At 44.3% G+C, this 826-nt stretch carries 1 protein-coding gene and 1 pseudogene; both read left to right on the forward strand.

Translation table 11 applies throughout. The annotated features are described in order from the left end of the window. The coding region (locus L2764_RS27425; protein WP_248943486.1) for a tyrosine-type recombinase/integrase at positions 1–250 on the forward strand (250 nt) is incomplete at its 5' end. Next, positions 247–826, forward strand: a pseudogene (locus tag L2764_RS27430) (IS91 family transposase); the annotation flags it as partial. The gene L2764_RS27425 and the pseudogene L2764_RS27430, both read left to right, overlap by 4 nt.

Raw genomic sequence — 826 nt, forward strand, 5'->3', positions numbered from 1 at the left:
GATGAAGTTAGTTATTGCCGAGTGTAATATTCATAAATCCATTAGCCCGCATAACTTACGTCATAGCTACGCTACTCACCTACTTGAGCAAGGACTCGATTTACGGTCAGTTCAAAGCTTACTCGGTCACAACAGTCTCAACACCACTGCTCGCTATATCAAACTCACTACCATTACTCGTAAAAATACTGTCAAGGCCATTAATCAACTCACTGATGGGTTGGCTTTTAAATGGGAGTGTGACACATGAGGTTTATCGATATTTTACGTCAGCATCTTGATCTATTTAATCAAGATTACGACCATCAAATAACAGCATCGATGCGCCAAGCTATCCATGCCATGCTCAGTTGCCGCAGCAACACCCTAAGAGTGAGCCAATGGGCTTGCCAAGCAACAAGCTAAAGACTCCCTGCTGACTATTACATGGTCACTTTTACCTTGCCTTATGAGTTGCGAACAATGACTAAACGTCAACCTGAGCAAGTTTATCAAGCCATGTTCACCGTTGCCGCCAGAGTGCTGAAAGACTTTGCCAAAAATGCAAAACAACTGGGCGGTGACATTGGTTTTACGGGCGTATTACATACTCACAGCAGGCGGCGTGACTACCATCCCCACATCCACTTTATCATCCCAGCAGGTAGCTTCAATAAAGTCAAAAAACAGTGGCAAAAGAGTAAAAGCAAGTACCTGTTTAACGCCTTTAACCTAGCTAAAGTGTGGCGAGCACGACTGTTGGAAAACCTAGCACAACAACAGGATATCAAGTTGCCTGGCTCACTCCCTAAAAAGTGGGTGGTCGACTGCCTATATGTGGGTAAAG

It is taken from the genome of Shewanella surugensis (genome assembly GCF_023284005.1).
GTDB lineage: Bacteria > Pseudomonadota > Gammaproteobacteria > Enterobacterales > Shewanellaceae > Shewanella > Shewanella surugensis.